The following is a 20,087-nucleotide window of genomic DNA, read 5'->3' on the forward strand; positions in this document are numbered from 1 at the left end:
AGATCACCAGCCTCCCATCCCCAGCCCCTCTGTCGCCAGTCTCTACCGCGCTTGACCCGGCCCTGGCCCGGCGTGTCAGGATGCCGGGGTGAGCGTGTTCCCTGCCCATTCTTCCGCCGTCTCCCCGGCCCGTGCCCTGAGCGCCCGCTGGGCCACCAGCGCCGTCTTTTTCGCCAACGGCATGGTGATCGCCACCTGGGTCGTGCGGGTGCCGGGCGTGCAGAGTGCGCTGCACCTTTCGCCCGCCAGCGTCGGTGTCGCGCTGCTGGGCATGTCGGTGGGCAGCCTCATCGCCATGCCGCAGACCGGGCGGCTGGCAGCCCGTTTCGGTACCCGCCGTGTGACGGTCTGGGCGGGACTGTGCCTGATGCTGGCCCTGCTGCTGCCGTTTTCCGCACCGAACCTGTGGCTGCTGTTCGCCGCCCTGATGGTGCTGGGGGCCAGCAACGGCGTGATGGATGTGGCCATGAACGCCCAGGGCGTGGCTGTCGAGCGCGCGCTGGCCCGGCCCGTGCTGTCGAGCTTTCACGCGGCCTACAGTCTGGGCAACCTGGCGGGCGCGGCCCTCGGCAGCCTGCTGCTCGGCGCGGGTCTGGGCCAGTGGCCGCACGCCCTGATCATCACCCTGGGTATGGGCGTGCTGGTGGTGCTGGCGGGAGCGCGCCTCCTGCCCAGGAGCGCCGACGAGCTGGCTGCCGAAACCACCACCGCCGGGAGTGGGTCAACTGAAATCGGAACGCTTGAGACTGCGCCTGCCAAGATCAGTCCTGGCCCCCGTTCCAGCCCCACTAGTCTGGTGTGGCTGCTGGGTACCCTCTGCTTTCTGGGGATGCTGGGCGAGGGATCGCTGGGCGACTGGAGCGGGCTGTACTCGCGTGACGTGCTGGGCGTCTCGGGCGCGGCGCTGGGTGCGGCCTACACCGCCTTCACGCTGGCGATGACGCTGGGACGGTCACTCGGTGACGGCTGGCGCAGCCGCTACGGGGACCGCCGGGTGGTCGAGGTGGGCGCACTGGTCAGCGGCGTGGGCCTGAGCCTGGGACTGTTGACGCTCAACCCTCTGCTGGCGGCGCTGGGATTCCTGGTGTTCGGGCTGGGCATCGCCAACGTGGTGCCGGTGCTCTACGGCACGGCGGGGCACGCCCTGGCCGGGCGCGGCATCGCTCGGGTCGCCACCATCGGCTACGCGGGCTTTCTGGCCGGGCCGCCGCTGATCGGTTTCGTCTCGCAACTCACGTCGCTGCGCCTCGGTATGGCCGTCATCGCGCTGAGCCTGCTGCTGGTGGGCCTGCTGACGCCGGGGGTGTACCGGCGGCTGGCCCGGCGCTAGCTGCCCAGCTCGGGTTCCACCTGACGCAGCCGCACCCGCGTGATCCTGAGACCCTCCACGGCCTCGGCGGTCAGGTCCATGTGCTGCACATGCACCGTGATGCCCGGCGGCGGCAGGGTGCCGTAAGCGGCCAGCACCAGCCCCGCCACCGTGTTGGCGTCGTCGGACACCAGGGGCAGGCCCAGTTCGCGCAGCTCGGTCAGGGTTACCTCACCGTCCAGGCTGTAGGAGCCGTCGGGGTTGGTGATGATCCAGCTGTCGTCCTCCTGCTCGATCACGTCCTCGATGAGGTCGTCCATGGTGACAAAGCCCAGCGTGCCGCCGTACTCGTCGGCCACCAGCGCGGCGTGGACCCGTTCGCGCTTGAAGAGGGCCAGCAAATCCTCGGCGGTCTCGGAAGCGGCCACGCTGGGCAGGGTCCGCAGCAGGCGGCGCAGGTTGAAGGCGGCCCGGCCCGCCTCGGCCCTCGGCAGACTGCTCTGCGCCCGGATGAAGTCCTTGATGTGCAGCACGCCCACCACCGTGTCGAGGTCGCCGTCGTAGACCGGGAAGCGGCTGCGCGGTGCTTCGGCGATGAGGGCGTGAATCTGCTCGGCGCTGGCCTGAATCGGCAAAGCCTTGAGGCGGGTGCGCGGCGTCATCAGCTCGGCGGCGGTGTGGGTTTCCAGCGCGAAGATGTTCTCGATGAGGCTCTGCTGGCCCCTGTCAATCTGGCCGCCCTCGGCGCTCTCGCGGGCCACGATGGCCAGTTCGCGGCTGGAGTACAGCAAGCTGGCCGCCCCCGGATCGCGGATGCCGAGGAGGTGCATCAGCCCGTTGGCCATGCCACTCAGCAGCCATACCAGCGGCGCGAAGATCAGCCCGCACAGCCGCATCAGCGGATTGATGGTGAGGCTGGTGGTCTCGGGGAGTTGCAGGGCCAGCACCTTGGGAATCATCTCGCCGAAGACGATGTGCATGAACGTGATGGCGAGAAGACTGATCAGTGTGCCTGCCGAGTGCGCTGCCACCGCCCCCAGGCCCAGGCGCTCGAAGGGGCCGTAGAGCCAGCCCGCGATCTCGTGCTCGCCGTACATGCCCAGGCCCAGGCTGGCCAGCGTGATACCGAGCTGCGCCACCGAGAGGTAGCGGTCCTTGCCGCGCGGCGTGCTCGACACCCGCAGCAGCCAGCGGGCCGCGCCGCTGCCCCGTTCGGCCAACCCCTGCAGCTTTGAAGGGCGCGCCGAGAGCAGCGAGAACTCCGCCGAGACGAAGACGCCGTTGATGATCACCAGCCCCAGCACGATCAGCAGCGGCAGAACATACCCGCTCAGGACGCTCATGCCTGCGCTCCTCTGGGGTTGGTTTCCGCTGTGCCTGGCGCGTCCAGGCTGATCCGGCGCACGGCGCGGCGGTCCATGCTGTCCACCTTCAAGACCACCTCGCCGACCCGCACCTCGTCACCAACCATCGGCAGCCGTCCCATCTCGGCCCAGATCAGCCCGCTGATGGTGTCGGCCTCCTCGGTGGGGAGGTCCAGCTCGAACTCGTCGTTCACGTCCTCGATCAACAAATCGCCGCGCACGCTCAGGCGGTTGCCGATCCGGCTGAACGCCTCGTCTTCCTGATCGAACTCGTCTTGCAGATCGCCGAAAATCTCCTCGATGGCGTCTTCCAGCGTGACCATCCCGGCGACCCCGCCGTATTCGTCCACCACGATGGCGCTGTGGCGGCCCGCCTCGCGCAGCTTGCGCCACAGGAGCGGCACGGCAGTCACGTCGGCCACCAGCAGCGGTTTATACATGATATCTGCCACCCGCGCCTCGGGGCGCAGGCGCGAACGCAGGTACAGGGTCCGCAGGTTGACCACGCCCAGCACGTCGTCGGTGCCGCCCTCGCCGATGACCGGAAAGCGGGTGTAGGCGCTGCTGGAGAGCCGCCCCAGTGCGTCGGCCAGGTGCTCGGCATGGCCCACCGTGATCAACCGGGTGCGCGGCGTCATGATCTCGCGCACCACCCGTTCCTCGATATTCAGCACGCCCGCGAGCATCTGGCGCTCAGCGGCGTCGATCAGCCCGCCTCTGGCGCTGGCGCTGAAGAGGTCTTGCAGTTCGTCCGGCGAATGCACATGCAGGTGTGACTCGCCGCTGATCAGCCCGAAGCGCCGCAGCACTGCGTAGGCCGTGCCGTTGAGTAGCGCGATGAGCGGCTTGAAGAGCAGCAGGCTGAGCTGCATGAAGTGCAGCAGTGAGAGGGCCAGCCGCTCGGGGTAGCGCAGCGCCACCGTCTTGGGCAGCAGTTCGCCCAGCACCACCTGAAGCACCGTGATGATCAGGAGCACGATCAGGGTGGCGGTGGCCAGGCCGCCGAAGCGCCCCAGCGCGGGGGTGAGCAGCGGCGCGATCTGGGCCTGTCCATATGCGCCCAGAATCAAGCTGGTGAGGGTGATGCCCACCTGCGACACCGCCACATAATCGTCGAGGCGGCGCGAGTCGCGCAAAACCTCGCTGAGGGCCGCCGCGCTGGCATTGCCGCCGTCGGCCTGCTCCTGCACCCGGCTTTTGCGCGCGCCCACCGTCGAGAATTCGGCGGCCACATACAGGGCGTTGAGGGCAGTCAGAACCAGCACGATCACCACTGGTACAAAGAAATTGAGCGGCGCGCTCACACGAACGCCGGGGCCTGCCGTGAACTCGGCGGCTCCTCAGCTTCGGGGGTGCTCCGGGCCATCTGGGACAAAAGCATATCCGAACAGTTTAGCGGGTTTGTGGCGCTGCCGCAGGGCGCGGCATTTCAGTTGGGCACGGCGCACGGCCTCTTCTACGGATTCCACTTTCTTCCAGGACACCCCACAAGAAGCGGCCAGGCGTGCCCATGCGCGCGTCGCCGTGGGCAGAACGGCACTTCTTGGGGCTGCCTGCTGGTCTCACCGGAATCCGTAACTATAAGACTTCTTTTGAACCTCTTCATCCGTGCTGCCGCCGGGCGTAGACAATAAAACCATGAACAAGCTCAGATCTGTGGCCCTGCTGATCCTGGCCCTGACGTTGGCCGGGTGCGCGCCCAAGAGTGGCGACAAGGCCACCACCGACTCCTCGACGACGACCACCAAGAGCTTCGACTCCAGCGGACAGCCGCAGGGCACCACCTCGACGACCACCACCAACACGACCAAAAAATAAGCCGCTCAGAGTTCCGACAGATCGGGGCGCAGCATCAGCACGCCTCGCTCGGCGTCGGCCAGGGCCAGGTTCCCGTTCGGCATGGCCGTGATGTCCATCGGTTTGCCGAATTTGCGCTCGCCGGACACCCGGAATGCCCCCAGGTCTACCACACTGACCATGCCGCCCCGGTCCGTCAGGTAGGCCTGATCCTTCATCACGCTGAGTTTGTCGGGGTGCCCGGCCAGCTTGAGGGTCCGCACGATCTGACCGTCCGGGCCGAGTTGCAGTAACCGTCCCTGGACGTCCAGTACCAGCACCTGGCCCTGCCACTCGGCCAGACCCACCGGCGCGCCGCCGACGTGGTAGGTCGCCAGCAGCTTCTCGCCGTCAGGGGAGAGCGAGAAGACCTGCCCGGTGGTGTGCTGGGTGGTCAGGATACGCTCGGGCAGCGGCAGCACGGCGTCCATATAATCGGCCTGGGGCATGGTGGTGGTCTTGGCCAGCTTGTTGATAAAGCAGCTCTCACCTTTGAAGATTCTGAGTTCGCCGCTGGCCGCCGACTTGACGAACACGCTGCCGTCCTTGACGGCCAGCCCCGCTGCCCCGCCCGGCACCGGGTAGGTGCGCTCGATGTTGCCCCTCGCCACGTTGAGCACCACCAGCCGTTCGTTGGCGGCGTCGAGCAGGTAGGCCCGCCCGCCCGCGTAGACGCCCTTGGTGTACCAGGCGGGCAGCGGCTGTCTCAGGGCCACGCCGCGCAGCCCGCCGCCCGGCGCGCGGATGACCAGCGGGTAGTTCGAGGTTGCGCTGCGGGCCATCACCAGCACGTTTCCAGCAGCGACAACCACATCGGCGTGGGCCAGGTTGGGGCGCGCAGCAGGCCACAGCACGAAGGCCGCCAGCGCCGCTGCCGCGCCCAGACCTGCCGTGAGCCAGAGGCCCGGTAGCCTGGATTGCCGATTTACCGGACGCGGCGCGGTGGGCGTGACCGGCAGGCGCTGCGGCGGGACGAAAGGCCGGGATGCTGGAGCCTGCGCCGTGAGCTGGATGGGTTCGGCTGGGGTCTGCTGGATCTGGGCAAGGGCGCTGGCGAGTAGCCGTTCACGCGCTCCGGCGGGCATCGGCACGGCGGGGGGGGCGTGCAGCAGGCTGTCGAGCACCCGCTGCATCTGGGCAGCTTCGTGGGTGCAGTCGGGGCACTCGGCGAGGTGCGCCCTCACCGCCCGCACGGTTTCGGCGTCGGCCATGCCGATCAGCACGGCGTCCAGCTCGTTGCGGCAGTGCTGGCAATCGGTCACTGGTCTTCACCTCCTCCGTTTGACTCTTTGTCCGGTCCCTGGTCGCTCAGCACCCCGCGCAACTTCTCCAGCGCGTACTTGAGTCGGCTCTTGACGGTGCCCACCGGCACGCCCATCGCCTCGGCAATCGCCTCGCGGGTCTCGCCCCGGTAGTAGGCCCGCTCCACCGTTTCACGCTGGGGGAGTTTGAGGGCGAGCAGCGCTGCCTGCACCCGCTCGGCCACCTGACGCTGCTCGCTGAGGCCCAGCAAGTCCACCTTTTCGTCGGCCAGCGGCAGCGGCAGGCCCTCCTCGTCTTCCAGCGGCAGGTGAAAACGCACCCCGCGCAGCCTGGAGATGGCCGCGTGGCGCACCACCGTCAGGATGAAGGTGGAAAAGGCCGCCCGCTGTGGGTCGAAGAGCTGCGGTTTGTTCCAGACCTTCAGAAACGAATCGTGGACGATCTCCTGCGCGGCGGCATTTTCCTTGAGGATATAAAGTGCCAGACCGTGGGCGGCGGCGCTGTAGCGGTCAAACAGTTCGCCCAGCGCAGCCTCGTCACGCATGGCGAAACGGGCGATCAGCTCAGCGTCGCTGGGCACCGGCCCGACTTCGGCCTGGGCAGCGTCGCTCGTCCACATGGTGCTCAAGGTATCACCCGGCAAAGTCGCGCCCAGCTTCGTGGCGCGAGTCTGGGGCAACCAGCCTCGCCGCTGCGCCGCTTCACCCACCGGGAACCGCGCACCACTCCACCCCGTTGCCGCAACGCTGAGCATCATGCTTCTCCTCACTACCTACAGATACGCCGCCGCCGCCTGGAAAGTTCAAAGGCTGGTCGGGCTGAGGCTGCCAAAAATCTGATTAGACAGCCGCCGCGAAAGCGAATGAACCTTCCCGGCTGATTCCGGCATACCTGTGGGCAAAAGCGGCACACCCATCACCTGACTTTCCCTTCCCAGCGCCGCTTTTCCGGCGTTGATGCCTGCCGTTTTGCTTCGCCGCCTACTTGCCTTTAAGGAGCACCTATCCTGACCCTGAGCGCCCTGCCTGGCACCGTCGACCCTGCCAAAACCATGAGCGACACCATGAAAGACGCAGCCATGAGTGCCAGCATGGGCCAAGCCAGGGCAACTTCAAATCGTTGGAAGCATCCACCAGCGGTTAAGGTGAGGTGGAGCAGGAACGGCGGCCACTCCCTGCTGAACATCACCGGCCTGAAGACCGAACCCGCGCCCGACCTCAAGGTGTGGCTGTATCAGGACCAGAGCGGTGTGAAGAGGGGAGCCACCAGTCTGAAAGTGGCAGGCAAATACTTCACGGTGGTGGTCAACGACCTGCCCAAAGACCTAGGGTTCAATAGCAGTGTGCTGTGGTGCGGTCAGGTGAGCGCCGCGTTCGGAATTGCCGCCCTGAAACAAGGTTCTTTGGTCCGGACGTCCTCACTGCATTCTGATTGGGGAAGTTCTTGCATTCAGCCCAGTTCGTGGTAGTCGCCCCGGAAATAGATCAGCGGGTCGTCGTCGGTGTAGCGGCTGTACTCGACCTCGCCCACGAACAGGGTGTGGTCGCCCGCGTCCACGCTGCTGTGTTTGCGGCATACGAGTTGCGCCACCGCGCCTGCGATCAGCGGCAGGCCCTCGTGGTCGAACCAGGGCACGTCCACCGCCTGCGGCCTTCCGGCAAAGTGGTCGCTGAGATGGCGCTGGGCCACACTCAGCACGCTGACGCCGAAGCGCTGGACCTCTTCCAGGGCGGCATGCATGCTGGCCCGCTTGTCCACGCCCACCAGAATCAACGGCGGAGTCAGGCTGACACTGACAAAGGCGTTGGCGGTCATGCCGCGCTTCTCGCCCGCGTGGGCGGCGGTGATGATGGTCACACCGCTGGCGAAGCGGCCCAGCGTCTGGCGAAACTCGTGCGGCAGCAAGGCGGAGGAGGTCATGCCGGTATGTTAAACGCTCGGGCGGGTTCGCCGAGCTGACCTCCCAGGGCTCAGCCTTCTTCGAGCGGGTAGGCTTTGCTGGCGATCACGGTCAGGCGCAGCAGATACAGGTAAAACACCCCCACCAGCATCCACACCGCCCAGCCGGGAAAGCTGCCGATGTGGGCAGCGTCTACCAGGGTGGTGGAGGTGAAGGCCACTTCCTTGTTGCGGACGGTGTCGAGCTTGGCGATCCAGGCGATCAGAATGCCCACATAGATCCACAGGTAATTGCGCCGCAGCCGCCAGCCCAGGGAGTCCCAGCGGTTCATCGGGCTGCGCGGTTTGGCCAGTTCGCCGAGCAGCAGCTGGTGCCAGTCGGGGTCGACCTTGTCACCCAGCATGGCCGGATAAAAAAAGCGCTCCATGATGCGGGTGCGGTGGTGGCTGATCTCGAAGGTTCGGAAGCGCCGCGCCTCCAGGTGCAAAAAGAAATAGTTCATCAGCATGGCGAACAGAAAGACCACGTGGCTGTTGTTGTTGTCGCCCAGGGCGAAGCTGGCCAGGCCCGCTGTCGTCACCACCGACCAGTTGGTGGTCATGTCGAGCCGCTGACGGTAGGCCGTCATCTTGCCGACCTCGGCGCGGTAGAGGTGAATCAGCGCGTTGGCCTCGTTGGTGCTGTAGCTCGCCGCCGTCAGCGGCAGCGGCCCGGTGGGGGAGGCGAGGCGGGGCATACGGCCTGTAGCGTAACCCAGGGCGCGGCGGGGCAAATGAAGTCCGTCTACACTCACCGGGTCATGCCTGATCTGGACACTTTACCTGACGGGCCAGAAACGCTGCGCCCGGCGCTGCTGGCCTGGTTTGACCGCCACGCCCGCGATCTGCCCTGGCGGACGGTGGACGGGGGCGGCCAGCGCGACCCCTACCGGGTGTGGGTCAGCGAGATTTTGCTCCAGCAGACCCAGGTGGTGCGGGGCCGGGTGTATTTCGAGAACTTCGTTCAGCAGTTCCCTGACGTGCAGTCGCTGGCCGACGCACCCACCGAGGACGTGCTGAAAGCCTGGGAAGGCTGCGGCTACTACGCCCGCGCCCGTAACCTGCACAAAGCTGCCAGGATCATTGCCGAAACGCAAATGCCGACTACCTATGACGGCTGGCTGGCCCTGCCCGGCGTGGGGCCGTACACGGCGGCGGCCATCAGCAGTCTGGCGTTCGGGGAAGCGCGGGCCGTCAACGACGGCAACGTGCGGCGGGTGCTCGCGCGCCTGTATGCCGAGGTCCAGCCGGGCGAGAAGTGGGTACAGGCTCAGGCCGACGCTCTGCTCGACCCGCACCGGCCCGGCGACTGGAACGAGGCGCTGATGGACCTGGGCGCGACCATCTGCACGCCCAGACGTCCGAACTGTCCGGCCTGCCCACTCTCGGCGCACTGTGTGGCCCGGCGAAGCGGTGACCCGGCCGCCTATCCCGTCGCCAAGAAACGTTCGCCAGTCAAGGTGGTGCGGGCGGTGGCCCTACTGATCGGGAACGCAGAGTCGGCCTACCTTGAGCAGCGGGTCGGCCCGCTGCTGGGCGGCCTCTACGGATTGCCTATCGAGGAAGGCGAGGGGGCGCTGGAGAGACTACTCACGCGCCTGAGTGCCCGTTCGCCCCTATTTCTCGGCACTGTCAGCCACAGCATGACCCACCTCCAGATCACGCTGGAGGTCTACGCCGCCGAGTCGGAACTGATGGGGGAAGCTGTTGGAGCGCGTCCCCTCTCGCGGCTCGATCATAAGGCGCTGGCGCTGCTGAGCGGGCAGGGCCAGCTCTGGGAAAAGCCTCCGCATGCGCCAACTCAAGGCGTAGAATGTGGGCGTGAGTACCCGCAGCAAGAGTAGCAACCGCCTCATTCGCAGCGGGGCCAAGGCCGCGCTGAAATGGCGCGATGCTGCTGCAAAGCCACTCTACTGGTGGTACGCCCAGCGCCTGGAGCGTGAGGTCAAGGCGCACGCCCGCTTGCCGCAGCACCTTGGCCTGATTCTCGACGGCAACCGGCGCTTTGCCCGGGTGGCTGGCATGCAGCGCGAACTCGGCTACGAATTCGGCATCGACAAGGCCCACGAGGTGTTGCAGTGGTGTCTGGAGCTCGGCATTCCGGTGGCGACCATCTGGGTACTGAGCACCGACAACGTCAAGCGCGACCCTGACGAGGTGGCCCACCTGATGACCCTCTTCGAGCGCGAGGCCCGCAAGCTGGCGGTGGATAAGCGAATCCACGCCAACAGGGTGCGGGTGCGGGCCATCGGGCAGCATCAGGACTTCCCCGGCAACGTCACGCAAGCACTCTCTGAACTGGAAGAGAAGACGCGTCACTACGACGGCATGCTGCTCAATATCGCGGTGGGCTACGGCGGGCGCGAGGAGATCGTGGACGCGGTGAAAGCGCACCTCTCCAGCCAGAGTGAGGCGGGCCGCAGCGTGGCCGAGGTCGCCGCCGAACTGCACCCTGACCACCTCAGCGCCCGGATGTACACGGCGGGCGTGCCCGACCCAGATTTCATTATCCGCACGTCCGGCGAGATCCGGCTATCGGGCTTCATGTTGTGGCAGAGCGTGTATTCGGAGTTCTACTTCTGCGACGTGTACTGGCCGGGCTTCCGGCGGGTGGACTTCCTGCGGGCGTTGCGTGACTTCCAGGACCGCAAACGGCGGTTTGGAAAATAGACACAGCCAGGACCGCAAACGGTGGTTCAGAAAAGAGCTACAGCAGGATAGAAACCGTCGGTTCGGCAAGCGGCTACCGCGCCCGTCCAACCCCGTCCTCAGCCATCAGGCTGACCACAGTGGTACAGGCCAGAAGGCCAGCAGCGGGTAGAGCAGCAGCAAGGCCCACCAGGCGCGGGGCGGCAGGTCAGACAGCAGCCAACACAGCAGCATCAGTGCCAACAGGCTCAATCCCAGGATGGGTTGTGTCGTTGGGCTGAACCACTGAGAAAATACATTGAAGACACATTGAATGACGTTGATGTCCACCCCCCATTTTAACCTCGCCTTTCTCTGCCACCTTCCGGCGCACTACTGACGGCCCCGCCCCGCATCCGTCACAATGGAGAGCATGACAGCCGTTCCCCCCGATGCCCGCCTGCCCGGCCTGCACGCCGAAGCGGGCGACCCGCACACCCGCCTCAGCCTCGCCCTGGCCGACCTCGAAGGAGCCGCCTGGGGCCTGTTGCTGGCCGATCAGGCCGCGCTGGCCCGCCAACTGGCCGCCCACTTTGGCCCCGGCACCCTGCGGGTGGACGCCCGGCTGGGGGTCAGCCGCGAGGTGTTCGCCTCGGCGGGACTGGCGGTGGCCACCACCGACGCCGACTGGCGCGGCGCGAAGGCGGTGTGGCTGCTGGAACCCGACGAGCGCGCCCTCAAGCGGGCCAAGCGGGCTGACGTGCCAGTGATCGTGGACGCCACGCTGGCCCCCGGCGGCGGCTGGCTGGAGCGCGAGGCCACGCTGATCGTCTACCGCGACGCCGCGACCCTCAGCGGCTTCGGCGACGTGAGCGCGGCGGCCCTCTTCGGTGAGGGACCGGCTCCGCAGCGCGCCGCCCCCGCGCCCAGCGACCTGAGTCTGGCGATGATTCTGCGCGACCTGGCCAGCCTGCCGCTGCGCCTGGCCCGCGCCGCCCGCACCACCGCGACCCTGCTGGAACGCTTTGGCGGAGCGGCCCAGGCGACGGGACCCACTGCCCTGCTGCTCTCACCCGACAGCGCTGCCGACACCCACCAGCCCATCGGTGGAGTGCTGGCCGCCGCCCGCAACGTGGGTATCGGCACCCTGATCACGCCGGGCGTGCAGGGGCTGGACGCGGTGCTGGCACTGTTGCGCGGTGACGAGTCGGTCAGCCGCCCGGCCAGTGCCGAGCCTGCCCGCGCTGAATCTGTGCTGGCCGAGCCATCTTCCCCGGCCCAGCATGCTCAGGTCCAGATCCAGCCCGTTCAGCCGCCTGCCGAAACGGCTGTGATCAAGACAGCACCGCCCGAAGTGCTGAATTACGTGCCGGAGATCGTCTTTTCGGACAGTGCGCCGCACCCGGAGCCGGAATCCCGGCGCGACGAATCATCCCGCCAGGAGCCGGTTCAGTTGGAAGCCAGCCAGGCGCAGTCGCCCGCTGCCGAGGCGGGTCGCCACGACTTCACGAACGGGCCGATGGAGAATGAGGAACCCGGGGCCGAGCTGCCGGACGCCGCGCTTCAGCCGGAGCCGCCGCAGACCCGGCGCAACGCACCGCAGCGGGAACGCCGGGGCCGCCGCGACTTTCAGCCCAGGTCAGCCGAGCCGCAGGCCGCCCAGGTCGGTGCGGAGCAGCCGGACGAGGTTCATGCTGAGGCGTCTCAATCTGAGGCGGACCTGCCCGAGATTGTCCTGACACCTGATTTGCCGCCGGCCGAGAGCAAGGACCCCACCGAGGGCCTCAGCGACGAGCAGCGCGCCACCTACGCCCGTCTGCGCGACTGGCGCAACGCCGAGGCCAAACGACAGGACATCAGCCGCTTCATCATCGCCAGCAATGCCACCCTGGCCGAGATCGCCCGCAGTGCCCCGCGCGACGAGACCGAACTCCGCAAGGTGCGCGGCATGGGGCCGGAGCGCGTCCGCAAGTACGGTGAGGCGCTGCTCGGCACCGTGCAGGCCGACTGAGGGGCAAAAACGTTTGAGGGTCAAAGGGGCGAAGCTCTACGGAGGTCTCTCCTGAACCCCTCACCGCTCAGATGTCCTCGCTGCCCGAATCCATCCGGACCACGCGGGGTCGGAACTCGCCCAGCACCTCCACCAGCTCGCTCTGGGCCGCGATCACCGCCTCGATGCGCTTGTAGGCCTGGGGAGCCTCGTCGACGCCGCCGCCGATCAATGTCACGCCCCGGTCCCTGAGGTAAGCGCTGACCACCGATTTGCTGAGTGCCGCCTGGGCCGCTTTGCGTCCGAGCTGCCGCCCCGCGCCGTGCGAGGCGCTGCCCAGTGCCGGGGCGTAACCCTTGCCGCGCACCAGGTAGCCGGGGTCGGCCATGCTGCCGGGAATCAGGCCGAGCTGCCCGGCGGCGGCGGGCGTGGCTCCCTTGCGGTGAACGATCAGCTCCTCGCCGTTCACCGTTTCCTTCCAGGCCAGGTTGTGGCTGTTGCGGGCACTCAGCGCGGCGACTTCGCCCAGGGCGCGGCTGAGGCGGGCGTGAAGCTGCTCGTGGTTGGCCAGCGCGTAGCGGCCTGCCAAATTCATGGCCTGCCAGTATGCCTCGCCCGCCTCGCTGCCCAGGTCGAGCCAGGCGAGTTTCCTGGCGCTGGTATCCAGGGCCGGGTGCAGGCTCTCGGCCAGTTTGGTGAAGTGGCCCGCCACCTGCGCCCCGAAACCGCGTGAGCCGCTGTGCGAGAGCAGGGCCAGATAGGTTCCGGCTTCCAGGCCCGCTTCCGGTGCGCTCAGGGTGAACGCGCCGAACTCGGCGAAGTGGTTGCCGCTGCCCGAGCTGCCGATCTGCTCGGCGGCCTTGTCGTGCAGGCGGCGCAGGACCGGCTGCTCGTCCCAGGCGGCCTCGTCCAGCACGGCATGACCCAGGCGTTCGCGGCGCTCGAAGCCGATGCCCGCGCCGAAGCGGGTGTGCTTTTGCAGCAGGTGCAGGGCCTCAGCGGTCTTGAGATGCTCCGGGGGGACGGCAAAGACCGAGAGGTGCATGGCGCAGCCGATGTCCACCCCGACCCCGTAGGGAATGACTGTGTTCTCGGTGGCCAGCACCCCGCCAATCGGCAGGCCGTAGCCCACGTGGGCGTCGGGCATCAGCGCTCCGGCGCGGGCAATCGGCAGCTGCATGGCCACGTCCATCTGGGCGCGCGCATTTGCCTCGATCAGCTCTGCGCCGAACTGGGCATAGGGCAGCGCGGCAGGGCGCAGGGCATCGGCGGCGTGGAATGCGGTGTGGGTCTGCTGGGCCAGCAGTTCGTGTGCCAGCGCCGCATACTCGCCCGTTTGGTAGGCGGCGGGCTGAGATTTGACTGCCGAGAGTTCGTCCAGAATTGCCTGACGACCCAGCCCCGTGTCCTCTCTGAGCTGGGCGGCGGCGAGTGCCAGGCCGATACTTGTGTTGGTGAAGCCGAGTTTGGTGATGTGTTTGCCGTTCATGGGGGTGTCTACCTGGGGTGTGAAGGGGTCGTCGGGGGCCGCACTGCGGGTTCGCGTGGGTCTGAAGATTGCCGCATGGTGGCCCTCCTTCGGTTTGGCCTGCGAAGGCAGTCTGCCGCACCACGCCCGCGTTCGCCTGCGCCAAATGACGCATGGACTGGGCCGCCGGGCTAAGCCGTTCAGTCCTCCGAAGCACCCACTGTGCTGCCCCGGCCCTGGCCCAGCGCCCGGCCCGGCAGCCAGTAGTAGAGCTGCGCCAGCAAAAACACGCCTGCGCCCAGCCAGAACACCCTCACACCGCCGCTGGCCCACACCGCGCCGCCCAGTACCGGCCCCAGCGAGTAGCCGAGCGCCTCGGTGGCCATGACCACGCCCCAGGCGGCGGCGCGTTGCTGCGGCGGCAGGGTCTGACCCACCAGGCCGTTCCAGCCCGCCATGAACGCGCCGTAGCCCGCGCCGATCAGGGCGCACAGCGGCCATAGCCAAGTGGTCAGGAAGCTGGCCGAGAGGCCCGCCAGCCCGAAGGCGAGGGCTAGCAGCAGCAGCCCCGGTCCCAGCACCCGGCGCGGCCCGTAGTGATCGGCCAGGCGGCCCGACAGCAGCAACGCGCCCAGCAGAGATGCCCCGCCGAGCAGCCCCGGCCCCAGTAAGTCACCCAGGTTCAGCTCCAATCGTGCCAGCAGCGGATAAAAAAGAGTTACAAACAGCCCAGGCGCGAGCATCTGGGCAAAGGCGGCGGGCAGCAGCGAGGCGACCCGCCGCCACTGGAGGAGCCAGTCTCTGGCCGGGCGACCTGCGGTGGGGCCGCTGTCCAACTGATCACTGTCCAGCCGCTGCCGCCATAAGCTGAGGGCCAGCACAATCACCGCGCCCTGCGCCCACAGCAGCAGCGCGGGCACGGGTGCGGGCGAGCGCAGCATCAGTTGCCCGACGCCCAGCGTGCCCAGCGCGATTCCCGGCGCGACGCTGAGGTTGGTCAGCGACAGTGCCCGCGCCTCGCGGCCCGGCAGGGCGTACTGCTGAGACACCGCCATCACACTGGGCCACAGCACCGCGTAGCCCATGCCCCAGACAGCCGCCAGCGCCAGCAGCGGCCAGAACCCCACTGCGCCCAGCACCCCGAGAATGAAGGCCAGTCCCAGCAGACTGCTGCCGATCAGCGCGCCGCCGATGCCCAGGCGCTGCGTCAATAAGCCCACTGGCCCCTTGGCCAGCGCGTCCATCAGGTAATGCGCCCCGACCAGACTGCCCACCTGCGCCAGACTCAGGCCGTACTTCCCGGCGGTGAGCGGCAAAAAGGCCACGATCAGCCCGGCCCGCACGAATTCGCTGATCAGCAGCAGGGCGATCAGGCGCAGGGTGACGGCGGGCCGGGTCCACAGCACGCCCCCAACTTAGCGCGGCGGGTCTGGGGTCAGCAGGGACCCGCCTTCATGTTCTTCATCAGCGCGACATTAAGGTGACGGGCATGAGATCACATTTGCTGGCCCTGCTGGGTCTGGTGGCGCTCGGCCAGGGGTGGGCGGCGGGGTCCGAGTCGGCGCTGCTCGGCGGCGTCAATGCCCTGCGTGCTCAGGGCGTCCGCTGCGCTGGCGTTTCGCGACCCCGCAGCGCCCCGCTGACCTGGACTGCCGCCAACAACGCTGCGGCCCGCTTGCAGGCCAGCTATATGGCCCAGACCGGGCGCATCAGCCACACCGGGGCGAACGGCAGCTCGCCGCGCGTGCGGGCCGCGTCGACCGGCGTGCGCGGCGGCAACATGAGCGAGATCATCTACCTGAGTGTGGGCCTGAATGCCCAGCAGGCCGTGAACTGGTGGCGTAACTCGCCCGTTCACTGCTACGCCATGACCAATCCGGTGTACACCAAGGCGGGTATGAGCATCGTGCAGGCCGGGCGCGGCACCGCCTATGTGATGGTGCTGAGTAACTGATCGCCCTTCCCATTCGGGAGACGGCCTTCCGGGTGCTCTACAATCCCTCCCATGTTGGAAACGTCCGTCGAGGACTTCGTGCTGCGTTTTGGGGCCGACGCCGCCAGTGGGCAGCTTTACCCACAGCCGGAAGGCAGCCCGCTGATGGAATTCGTGTCGGGGGGCCGTACCCTCTACCTGTTTGACCGCACCGGGCCGTATACCGCCAAACCCGGCGACGCCCGCGTGATCGTGCACGGCACGTTTGCCCGCTTCTCGCTGCTCGGTCCCCGGCCCAGCAGCGATGACGCCCGCTTGACGGTGGTCGGCATTTCCGGCGTGGAGGGCGCGGGCAAAATCACGCGCCTGGCTTCGCGCTTCACGGTGGTGGTCGAGGCGCGGCTGCCACTGGTGCTGTCGAGTTTCACGCCGCTGCCCGCGCTGGAGGTCGGTGACTGGCTGAGTTTCGAGACCCAGCCGCCTCTGCACGGCTTTCTGGTGAGCTGAGTCGCGGGTCGCAGTGGGTTCAAGGCTTGAATTCTGGGCGCGGCTCCGCTAAAGTCTCATGGCCTGCCCGGTTTTCTGGGGCGGGAGGATACATGGCGATGTAGCTCAGTTGGTTAGAGCGAACGACTCATAATCGTTAGGTCTCCGGTTCAAGTCCGGATATCGCCACCAAAAATAGGCAAGGAGGGAATGGCCGCCGTGGTCACTCCCTCCTTGCCCTTCACTGATGACTGCTTATCCACGCAGATACTGAATCAGAAAATATCCACCCACCGCCGTGCTTAGAAGCGCCGCTTTGCGGAGCAGAACGGGGCGCGTGAACAGGTCGCGCTGCACCATTGCCTGCGGATTGATCATTGCCATGACGACCGTTGCCCCCAGCAAGCTGAAGGTGAAGCCAAGTCCTGCCCAGAGCAGCAGTAGCGAAGTGCCCAGGCCCACAAGCAGCATCTTCGGTGTGGTCATACGGCCCAGGTTAGCAAAGTCGCAGTGCCCAGTGAAAAGTCAAGCGAAAAGCGGAGCAGCACCCTACTCTGGGGCCGCTCCGCCACGCCCTGCTCGCCGAATTCAGACGTCTTGGTAGGTCTTCTCGATGGGCAGGCCCACGCCGTTGCCCCACTCGGTCCACGAGCCGTCGTAGTTGCGGACTTTGGGGTAGCCCAGCAGTTCACGCAGCACGAACCAGGAGTGGCTGCTGCGCTCGGCGATGCGGCAGTAGGCGATCACGTCCTTGTCGGGTGTCACGCCTTCGCCGCCGTACAGGGCGCTCAGTTCGTCGGCGCTCTTGAAGGTACCGTCCTCGTTGGTGGCCCGCGCCCAGGGAATGTTGGCCGCGCCGGGAATGTGGCCGCCGCGCAGCACACCTTCCTGCGGGTAGGCGGGCATGTGCGTTACCTTGCCGGAAAACTCGTCGGGGCTGCGGACATCCACCATTGCGCCCTCACCGCTCTGCACCTTCTCGATGTGCGCCCTGACCTCGTCGCGGTAGGCACGAAGTGATTCGTCGCGCTTGAGAGCCGGGTACGTCGTGGGCGTCACGTCGGTGGGGGTGGTGACCATCTCACGGCCCTCGGCGACCCACTTCTGGCGGCCTCCGTTCATCAGCTTGAGGTTTTGCACGCCGCTGTAACTCAGAAACCAGTAGGCGTACGAGGCCCACCAGTTGCTCTTGTCGCCGTAGATGACCAGCGTGTCGCCCTCTTTGAGGCCCAGACTGCCCAGAAAGGCCGAGAGTTCGTCCGGGGAAATAAACTCGCGCATCACCGGGGTCCAGAAGTCGCCCTGCCAGTCCACCTTGACGGCTCCCTCGATGTGGCCAGTCTCGTAGAGCAGGATGTCCTCGTTGACCTCGATCAACCGGACACCTGCGTCGTTTTTATGGTCGGCCACCCAATCGGTGCTGACCAGCACGTCCTTGACGTATTCCATGATTCTCTCCTTCGAGGCCTGAGAGCGGCCTGACGGTCCCCAGTTTAACTGGATTCCGGCTTCATTGACAAAAAGAGTCAACTAGTCAGCGCCTCACCATGAGTGCCGCCCCCCAGCGTTACAGTGAAGCATGACCGAGACGACCCCCACCGAGACGACCCCCACCGAGACAGCCCAGGCCCTGCCTGGCAAGCTGCAAGACATCGTGAACCTGTTTCGCACGGCTCCGAAAGCCCTGAGACTCCAGGCACTCCTCGAATACAGCAAGAAGCTGCCACCCTTGCCTCAAAAGTACGCTGAGCACCCCGAATTCATGCAGCCGGTGCCGGAGTGCGCCTCGCCATTTTTTCTGGTGACCGAACCGCAGGGCGACGGCGTGGCGATGTACTTTAAGGTGCCGGAGGAAGCGCCCACCGTGCGCGGCTACGCGGGCATTCTGGCCGAGGGCCTCTCGGGAGCCACCCGCGAGCAGATCCTGAACATTCCCGATCAGTTTTATATGGAGATGGGCCTGTCTGAGCTGATCACGCCGATGCGCCTGCGCGGCATGGGCGCGATTCTGATGCGGCTCAAGACCCAGGTGAAGCAAGAGCCTTTAAGCTGACCTTCATTCACTTCTCATAAGATGAGCGTTGTGTGGGCAGATTGGGGCATTTGTCCTAGAATTGGGAGCGGAGGAACATTTTATGCGCCGAATGCCCCGTGCTGCCCTGTGGCTGCCTGTTCTCACCCTCTCTGCCCTCGCGGTGGGTCTCACCACCGCCCAGAGTCAGGGCGCGGCTCCGTCGGGCGATCCGCTGGCGATCAAGGCTGGCCCGCCCGACGCTCTGCACGGCGAAGCCTTGACCGGGAGCTGTCAGGGCTGTCACGGCCCGATGGGACACAGCCAGCAAGAGGACAAGCCCTCGCTGGGCGGCCAGGTCCCCAGCTACACCACCCTGCAACTGGCGGCCTTCCGCGCCAAGCTGCGCCCCAGCCCGGTGATGCAGGCGATCGCCGCCCAGCTGACCGATCAGGACATCGTGGATCTGGCAGCCTACTACGGCCAGCAGACGCCCCGAGGCCCCTGGGAGGCCAATCCCGCCCTGAGCGCCAAGGGTCAGCAGTTCTACAACATGGGCGCAGTGGAGCGCAACGTCACCGCCTGCGTGGTCTGTCACGGTGTGGACGGGCGCGGCAACAACGAGCTGCATATCGCCAGCATCACCCACCAGTCGCCCAAGTACACCCTGGAAGTGCTGCACGAGTTCAAGAGCGTGCCGGACTACCACATCGCCTACCCCAACGCCATGCACATCGTCACTGCCCAGATGACTGAAGATGAGCTGAGCGCTGTGACCGCTTACCTGAGCAGCATGGGAAGTAGCGACATGGATAAGGCCAGCAAGTAGCGCGCTGCCTGCCGAGCGCCCCGGCTCCAGCTGTGGGCGCTTTTTGCTGGTTTGCTGATCTGGACCGTCAGCGAGGCGAGTGTGTGCCTCCGTGCGCCTTATGCGGCGGCGGGCAGGCGTAGCATGGCCGTATCGTGAACGCCTCCAGCCCTGCACGCCCCAACCTCAAGACCTACCTGGCCCTGGTCAAATTCGAGCACACCGTGTTTGCCCTGCCGTTTGCCTACGCTGGGATGCTGCTGGCCTCGCAGGAGTTTCGCGGCACCGGCTGGCCTGGCCTGGCGACGCTCATTTGGGTCACGCTGGCGATGGCCGGGGCCAGAACTGCCGCGATGGGCGCAAACCGGGTCATTGACCGCGCCATCGACGCCAGAAACCCCCGCACGGCGGGCCGGGAAGTGCCCATTGGCAAAGTCAGTCCGGCCCAGGCCTGGGGCCTGGTGGTGGTCAGCCTGACCGTGATGACGCTGGCGGCGGCGCAACTCAATCCGCTGTGTCTGGCGCTGCTGCCCGTCGCGGTGGTGTTCCTGATCGGCTACCCGTACATCAAGCGCTTTTCCTGGCTGTGCCACGTCTGGCTGGGCGTCACCGACGGTGCGGCGGCGGCAGGTGGCTGGGTCGCCGTGACCGGACAGTTCGGGGCGGGGGCCTGGATTCTGTGGGCCATCGTCATTTTCTGGATGGTGGGCCTGGACGTGATCTACGCCACGATGGACTACGACTTCGACCGCGAGAGCGGGGTGAAGAGTATCCCGGCCCGCTTTGGCATCCCGCTGAGCCTCAAGATCGCTGCTGTGAGCCATGCCCTGACTTTCATGCTGCTGATCGTGCTGGGTGTGGTGCTGGGTGCGAGTTTCTGGTACTTCCTGGCGGCCCTGGCGATGGGTGCAATTCTGCTCTACGAGCACCGGCTGGTCAACCCGAACGACCTCACCAGGGCCAACATCGCCTTCTTCGACGCCAACATGTGGCTGGCGCTGACCATGCTGGCGGGCGTGGTGGCAGACGTGGCGTGGCGGACCCTGCGCTGAA

At 66.7% G+C, this 20,087-nt stretch carries 22 protein-coding genes and 1 tRNA gene; 12 read left to right on the plus strand and 11 right to left on the minus strand.

Annotated features, from left to right (window positions below):
- The first annotated feature begins 88 nt into the window (after positions 1 to 88).
- Entirely contained in the window at positions 89 to 1,330 is a 1,242-nt protein-coding gene (locus N0D28_RS02870) for an MFS transporter (RefSeq protein ID WP_260560892.1), read from the plus strand.
- Here N0D28_RS02870 and N0D28_RS02875 read toward each other — a convergent pair.
- Together N0D28_RS02875 and N0D28_RS02880 are read right to left on the minus strand one after the other, a co-directional pair.
- Positions 1,327 to 2,652 (minus strand): hemolysin family protein, encoded by a 1,326-nt coding sequence (locus tag N0D28_RS02875; protein WP_260560893.1) that lies wholly within the window; start codon positions 2,650 to 2,652, stop codon positions 1,327 to 1,329. The genes N0D28_RS02870 and N0D28_RS02875 overlap by 4 nt on opposite strands.
- Positions 2,649 to 3,977, minus strand: coding sequence for a hemolysin family protein (locus N0D28_RS02880; RefSeq protein ID WP_260560894.1), 1,329 nt, complete (start codon positions 3,975 to 3,977; stop codon positions 2,649 to 2,651). Before N0D28_RS02880 ends, N0D28_RS02875 begins: the two co-directional genes overlap by 4 nt.
- Positions 3,978 to 4,311: 334 nt before the next feature.
- On the opposite strand from N0D28_RS02880, the gene N0D28_RS02885 reads away from it, so the two are divergent.
- Positions 4,312 to 4,491: a hypothetical protein gene (locus N0D28_RS02885; protein WP_260560895.1), complete on the plus strand. Its 180-nt coding sequence runs from the start codon at positions 4,312 to 4,314 to the stop codon at positions 4,489 to 4,491.
- A 5-nt stretch (positions 4,492 to 4,496) separates the two neighbouring features.
- On the opposite strand, the gene N0D28_RS02890 is transcribed toward N0D28_RS02885, so the two are convergent.
- Together N0D28_RS02890 and N0D28_RS02895 are read right to left on the minus strand one after the other, a co-directional pair.
- Positions 4,497 to 5,771 (minus strand): zf-HC2 domain-containing protein, encoded by a 1,275-nt coding sequence (locus tag N0D28_RS02890; protein ID WP_260560896.1) that lies wholly within the window; start codon positions 5,769 to 5,771, stop codon positions 4,497 to 4,499.
- Positions 5,768 to 6,529 (minus strand): RNA polymerase sigma factor, encoded by a 762-nt coding sequence (locus tag N0D28_RS02895; RefSeq protein WP_260560897.1) that lies wholly within the window; start codon positions 6,527 to 6,529, stop codon positions 5,768 to 5,770. The genes N0D28_RS02890 and N0D28_RS02895 overlap by 4 nt, the downstream gene beginning before the upstream one ends.
- A 294-nt stretch (positions 6,530 to 6,823) precedes the next feature.
- On the opposite strand from N0D28_RS02895, the gene N0D28_RS02900 reads away from it, so the two are divergent.
- Positions 6,824 to 7,240, plus strand: coding sequence for a DM13 domain-containing protein (locus N0D28_RS02900; RefSeq protein ID WP_260560898.1), 417 nt, complete (start codon positions 6,824 to 6,826; stop codon positions 7,238 to 7,240).
- Here N0D28_RS02900 and N0D28_RS02905 read toward each other — a convergent pair.
- Together N0D28_RS02905 and N0D28_RS02910 are read right to left on the minus strand one after the other, a co-directional pair.
- Positions 7,222 to 7,692, minus strand: a complete 471-nt coding sequence (locus tag N0D28_RS02905) for a flavin reductase family protein (protein WP_260560899.1) — start codon at positions 7,690 to 7,692, stop codon at positions 7,222 to 7,224. The two genes, N0D28_RS02900 and N0D28_RS02905, sit on opposite strands and share 19 nt — an antisense overlap.
- Before the next feature lie 50 nt (positions 7,693 to 7,742).
- The gene (locus tag N0D28_RS02910; RefSeq protein ID WP_260560900.1) at positions 7,743 to 8,408 is read right to left on the minus strand and encodes a DUF2270 domain-containing protein; all 666 of its coding nucleotides are present in this window, start codon (positions 8,406 to 8,408) and stop codon (positions 7,743 to 7,745) included.
- Positions 8,409 to 8,471: 63 nt separating this feature from the next.
- Between N0D28_RS02910 and mutY the strand changes: the two genes are divergently transcribed.
- Together mutY and N0D28_RS02920 are read left to right on the plus strand one after the other, a co-directional pair.
- Positions 8,472 to 9,554, plus strand: a complete 1,083-nt coding sequence (gene mutY, locus N0D28_RS02915) for an A/G-specific adenine glycosylase (protein WP_260560901.1) — start codon at positions 8,472 to 8,474, stop codon at positions 9,552 to 9,554.
- Positions 9,532 to 10,380 carry an isoprenyl transferase gene (locus tag N0D28_RS02920; protein ID WP_376777649.1) on the plus strand — a complete coding sequence of 283 codons (849 nt, stop codon included), beginning with the start codon at positions 9,532 to 9,534 and terminating at the stop codon, positions 10,378 to 10,380. The genes mutY and N0D28_RS02920 overlap by 23 nt, the downstream gene beginning before the upstream one ends.
- A gap of 105 nt (positions 10,381 to 10,485) precedes the next feature.
- Here the strand turns inward: N0D28_RS02920 and N0D28_RS02925 are convergent, their stop codons facing one another.
- Positions 10,486 to 10,689 (minus strand): hypothetical protein, encoded by a 204-nt coding sequence (locus N0D28_RS02925; RefSeq protein WP_260560902.1) that lies wholly within the window; start codon positions 10,687 to 10,689, stop codon positions 10,486 to 10,488.
- A gap of 82 nt (positions 10,690 to 10,771) precedes the next feature.
- On the opposite strand from N0D28_RS02925, the gene N0D28_RS02930 reads away from it, so the two are divergent.
- Complete coding sequence (locus N0D28_RS02930; protein ID WP_260560903.1) at positions 10,772 to 12,349, plus strand: HRDC domain-containing protein; 1,578 nt, start codon at positions 10,772 to 10,774, stop codon at positions 12,347 to 12,349.
- Positions 12,350 to 12,416: 67 nt separating this feature from the next.
- Here N0D28_RS02930 and N0D28_RS02935 read toward each other — a convergent pair whose 3' ends face one another.
- Both N0D28_RS02935 and N0D28_RS02940 read right to left on the minus strand, forming a co-directional pair.
- Complete coding sequence (locus N0D28_RS02935; protein WP_260560904.1) at positions 12,417 to 13,817, minus strand: RtcB family protein; 1,401 nt, start codon at positions 13,815 to 13,817, stop codon at positions 12,417 to 12,419.
- A 179-nt stretch (positions 13,818 to 13,996) separates the two neighbouring features.
- Positions 13,997 to 15,202 carry an MFS transporter gene (locus N0D28_RS02940; protein ID WP_260560905.1) on the minus strand — a complete coding sequence of 402 codons (1,206 nt, stop codon included), beginning with the start codon at positions 15,200 to 15,202 and terminating at the stop codon, positions 13,997 to 13,999.
- 83 nt (positions 15,203 to 15,285) lie between these two features.
- Between N0D28_RS02940 and N0D28_RS02945 the strand changes: the two genes are divergently transcribed.
- From N0D28_RS02945 to N0D28_RS02955, 3 genes are all read left to right on the plus strand, one after another.
- On the plus strand, positions 15,286 to 15,750 hold the full coding sequence (locus N0D28_RS02945) for a CAP domain-containing protein (protein WP_260560906.1): 465 nt from the start codon (positions 15,286 to 15,288) through the stop codon (positions 15,748 to 15,750).
- A 51-nt stretch (positions 15,751 to 15,801) separates the two neighbouring features.
- Positions 15,802 to 16,236, plus strand: a complete 435-nt coding sequence (locus tag N0D28_RS02950) for a hypothetical protein (protein ID WP_260560907.1) — start codon at positions 15,802 to 15,804, stop codon at positions 16,234 to 16,236.
- Positions 16,237 to 16,330: 94 nt separating this feature from the next.
- Positions 16,331 to 16,407 (plus strand) — tRNA-Met (locus tag N0D28_RS02955).
- A gap of 63 nt (positions 16,408 to 16,470) precedes the next feature.
- Here the strand turns inward: N0D28_RS02955 and N0D28_RS02960 are convergent.
- Positions 16,471 to 16,701 (minus strand): hypothetical protein, encoded by a 231-nt coding sequence (locus N0D28_RS02960; protein ID WP_260560908.1) that lies wholly within the window; start codon positions 16,699 to 16,701, stop codon positions 16,471 to 16,473.
- 102 nt (positions 16,702 to 16,803) lie between these two features.
- Entirely contained in the window at positions 16,804 to 17,664 is an 861-nt protein-coding gene (locus N0D28_RS02965) for a sulfurtransferase (RefSeq protein WP_260560909.1), read from the minus strand.
- Between the two features lie 130 nt (positions 17,665 to 17,794).
- Between N0D28_RS02965 and N0D28_RS02970 the strand changes: the two genes are divergently transcribed.
- From N0D28_RS02970 to mqnP, 3 genes are all read left to right on the plus strand, one after another.
- Positions 17,795 to 18,268, plus strand: coding sequence for a SufE family protein (locus N0D28_RS02970; RefSeq protein ID WP_260560910.1), 474 nt, complete (start codon positions 17,795 to 17,797; stop codon positions 18,266 to 18,268).
- An 82-nt stretch (positions 18,269 to 18,350) separates the two neighbouring features.
- Complete coding sequence (locus tag N0D28_RS02975; protein WP_260560911.1) at positions 18,351 to 19,055, plus strand: c-type cytochrome; 705 nt, start codon at positions 18,351 to 18,353, stop codon at positions 19,053 to 19,055.
- Between the two features lie 134 nt (positions 19,056 to 19,189).
- Entirely contained in the window at positions 19,190 to 20,086 is an 897-nt protein-coding gene (gene mqnP, locus N0D28_RS02980) for a menaquinone biosynthesis prenyltransferase MqnP (protein WP_260560912.1), read from the plus strand.
- Position 20,087 lies beyond the last annotated feature (1 nt).

The sequence above is a fragment of the Deinococcus rubellus genome, assembly GCF_025244745.1.
In the GTDB taxonomy this organism is placed as follows: Bacteria; Deinococcota; Deinococci; order Deinococcales; family Deinococcaceae; genus Deinococcus; species Deinococcus rubellus.